Raw genomic sequence first — 3,059 nt, forward strand, 5'->3', positions numbered from 1 at the left:
CAGCAGACCTACAACCGGAGCTGGATCGTCGAGCGGCACGGCTACCGGACACCCGCCCAGGTTCGAGCCGGCCAGCTTGGTCAGATGCACATGGCCGCGTGAGCGCACATCGGTGTCTCATCATTGTGGACCGGTACATCAGCGAGCCGTAGATCGCAGCACGAATCACCCTGATCGAGCAGCAGATGGATGGAAGAGCGCCACCGGTAGCGGCCAAACGCAAGCGTCGGCTGGCAATAGTCGGCGGGAGGGACGTGACATGACCAGCCAACCACGACGCTTCCCAGGCGGTGTGCCGGATCTTGCCACGGTCAATGCAGTCGAACTTGCTGATGCTACCGACCATGCGACCACCCACACCTGGCAGGTCTACTTGATCCTCCAGTCGCTCTACAACTCAAGCAGCAATGGCAACACCATTTCACACCCAGAGATCACGACCGCCTTCGAGCTAATGGACGACCTGCGTGACGACATAAGCGCGCGCCGGATCGCGCTTGGCTATAGCGAACAGGAGGTTGCGCTATGAAGAAGACTACTCCGGCTGTCCCCGCTGGTAAGCAGCCAACGGCAAATCATAAAAGGCGGATTCGTCCTGCGGACGAGTACTTCAAGCTAAGACGGCGAGCCGGTACAGCGCTCGCGCGTGAGAGGGTTGACCATGACAACGCCGCTGTGATGGCCGAGCTCAGAGAAACAGATTGCCAGCTGATGCCAGTTCTCCTTCAAGCACTCCGACAGTGTGCAGGAGGTGGCAAGCTTCATCCCGAGATCGCAGATCATCTTGCCGATATGATAGAGGCCGGCTTGGAAGGCAAATTGCCAATGAGCTGGCCTGAACCCATCGGCGGGCGCGCAACTTGGCGTAATCGCGCTGAGCCTGAAGATATTGCGGTGCTCTATCTGGCCGCGGGCCGAAAGGGGCTATTAAAAGAAAAAGCGTATCTAAAGACGCTAACACGGCTATTTGGTGTCGCGGAAAAGAACATCGAGTATTGGCAAAAATACAGAGCAGCAGATATCACCACAGCCAGCAATGGCTATGTCAGCGCATTCTGCTATGGTCAGACCATAGGTGCACCTTCCGCTGACGCCTTTGCGCAAGCCCTTGAAGGCGATCCAGTTTTTCCAAAGGAACTTCCTCAAGCGGAAGGTGAACTGCGCAAAGCTGCCAAAGAGTATCGTGCTCGTAGAGGTTTGCCACCTCTAGAGCCCTAGACTTTTCGTCTCCACAAGCTTCCCAGTTTGGCGTCCACTGATGTCCGGTTGCTATCACCAGGACAAGTAGACGCACATGGATCTCGAAGATCTTCGTCACGAGCCGATCAGCGTGCGGGTCCCGGACGCTGCTCGGATCACAGGTATTAGTCGATCGGTCTTGTACGAGCTGATCAAGACCAACGAGCTTGAGACGGTGAAGATCGGCCGGGCTCGTCTTGTTCCCGTCGCCTCGTTGAGAAAGCTGATTTCCAAGAACGTCACCAAGTCCGCCGCCTAAGTGGCCGGAGACGAACACCATGACCAAGAAAAGGAAAGGGGCCGCCTTGGCTGAGGCGACCCCGATCGACGAACACGCCCTGGAACATAGCAGGCAGGCATTATCCATGGAAGCACCGGCTGCAGGTGCTCCAAGGCGGATCCGGGAAAAAGCCCTGGCTTTAAAGAGGATGTCAAACCGGGCGGCCCAGATGCCGTTCGAGCGGGTGAAGGCGACGGTTGAAGAGCTCGAACTACGATTGCCTGAGCGTGTGCCGGCATGGTTGCGAGAACTTATGAAGCCGGCACCGGGAGCGGGAGGGCGACCGTGAAGTCCAACCTGCGCACGGCACTGGCTCTCACTGGACGAGGCGTGCGGGTACTCCCGCTTCATGGCTGGACGGGGGCGGCTTGCACGTGTGGTGACGCACAGTGCCGTCACCCGGCCAAGCATCCCCGGCTTCATAACGGCGTGTTCGGTGCATCGACCAATCCCAGGCTCATCTCCCGCTGGTTCTCTAATCCCCTCACGAATGTTGGCGTGGCGACTGGTAAGGGGCTGCTCGTCGTCGACATCGATCTCCACAAGGATGGTGAGGTGTCGATCAGGCGACTGGAGGCTCGCTTCGGTCCATTCCCTGAGACTGTCGAGGTAGTCACCGGCTCCGGTGGCCGGCATTTGTGGTTTGCTGTTCCACATCATATCCCCCTGCCGAACACCGCCGGACTGCTCGGATCCGGGATTGATACTCGATCAGACAACGGATACGTCGTCTGTCCCCCATCAAACCACCACTCCGGGCGTGCATATTCTTGGTCTGTCGACAGCGCCGACGTTACTGCGCCAGCACCTGACTGGCTGGTTGCTGCTCTGGAGGCTCACGCTAGGGAACGTGAAGCGAACCGCCTCGCGTTCACGCAGCACCCCATCACGCAAGAAGACGAGGATGACCTCGTTGAAGCGATGGCGCGGTCCCGGTTCCTGGCCGAGATCTGGATGGGCAAGCGCCTCTATCCCGACCGCTCTTCCCGTCATCTGGCAGCTACGTCAGCACTCATCCGTGCGGGTATCGGCGATGCCTCTGTCATCCAGCGCATGCTCATCTTGGTGGATCAGCATCTTGGCCTGGATGTCTCCAAGGCTGAACGCATCGACTACATCGGCCTAACGGTTGCCAAGGCCTTGTCCGGCCGAGAGGCACGGCCATGAGCGCGTTGGCCGATCGCCTGGCTCATGCCGCCGCGGTGGCTGGTGGTGTTGTATGGCCCGACCCTCAGCCCCTCCCCGAAGGTCTTCCGCCAGTGGAAGCCCTGCCACCGGAGCTGCTCCCGGCTGCCGCGGTGAGCTGGCTCGTGGATATCTCCGAGCGGCTGCAATGCCCGCTCGACTACCCGGCCGTCGGCTTCATGGTGGCACTCTCTTCCGTGGTCGGACGTCAGGTCGCCGTTCGCCCCAAGAAGCGGGACGACTGGACCGTCGTGCCGAACCTGTGGGGTGCCATTGTCGGTCGGCCTGGGATGTTGAAGACACCAGCACTCCAGGAAGCGACGCGACCGCTCATCGCGCTGGAGATCGCGGCAAA

The 3,059-nt window shown here is 59.8% G+C and carries 5 protein-coding genes; all 5 read left to right on the forward strand.

Annotated features, from left to right (window positions below; genetic code table 11):
• Positions 1–259: 259 nt before the first annotated feature.
• A complete protein-coding gene (locus tag VHL31_RS11785) occupies positions 260–529 on the forward strand; it encodes a hypothetical protein (protein ID WP_329661409.1) in 270 nt (89 codons plus the stop codon).
• The gene (locus VHL31_RS11790; RefSeq protein ID WP_329661410.1) at positions 526–1,218 is read left to right on the forward strand and encodes a hypothetical protein; all 693 of its coding nucleotides are present in this window, start codon (positions 526–528) and stop codon (positions 1,216–1,218) included. The genes VHL31_RS11785 and VHL31_RS11790 overlap by 4 nt, the downstream gene beginning before the upstream one ends.
• Positions 1,219–1,294: 76 nt before the next feature.
• Positions 1,295–1,498, forward strand: a complete 204-nt coding sequence (locus VHL31_RS11795; RefSeq protein WP_329661411.1) for a helix-turn-helix domain-containing protein — start codon at positions 1,295–1,297, stop codon at positions 1,496–1,498.
• Positions 1,499–1,804: 306 nt separating this feature from the next.
• Positions 1,805–2,686 (forward strand): bifunctional DNA primase/polymerase, encoded by an 882-nt coding sequence (locus tag VHL31_RS11800; RefSeq protein ID WP_329661412.1) that lies wholly within the window; start codon positions 1,805–1,807, stop codon positions 2,684–2,686.
• Positions 2,683–3,059: DUF3987 domain-containing protein (locus VHL31_RS11805; RefSeq protein ID WP_329661413.1), on the forward strand; the 377-nt coding region annotated here is incomplete at its 3' end. The genes VHL31_RS11800 and VHL31_RS11805, both read left to right, overlap by 4 nt.

The sequence above is a fragment of the Geminicoccus sp. genome (assembly GCF_036263595.1).
Classification (GTDB): Bacteria; Pseudomonadota; Alphaproteobacteria; order Geminicoccales; family Geminicoccaceae; genus Geminicoccus.

What these genes read in the sequence shown, in the direction of transcription:
- VHL31_RS11785 (WP_329661409.1), top strand. Translation starts at nt 260, where the DNA reads ATGACCAGCCAACCACGACGCTTCCCAGGCGGTGTGCCGGATCTTGCC.
- VHL31_RS11790 (WP_329661410.1), top strand. Translation starts at nt 526, where the DNA reads ATGAAGAAGACTACTCCGGCTGTCCCCGCTGGTAAGCAGCCAACGGCA.
- VHL31_RS11795 (WP_329661411.1), top strand. Translation starts at nt 1,295, where the DNA reads ATGGATCTCGAAGATCTTCGTCACGAGCCGATCAGCGTGCGGGTCCCG.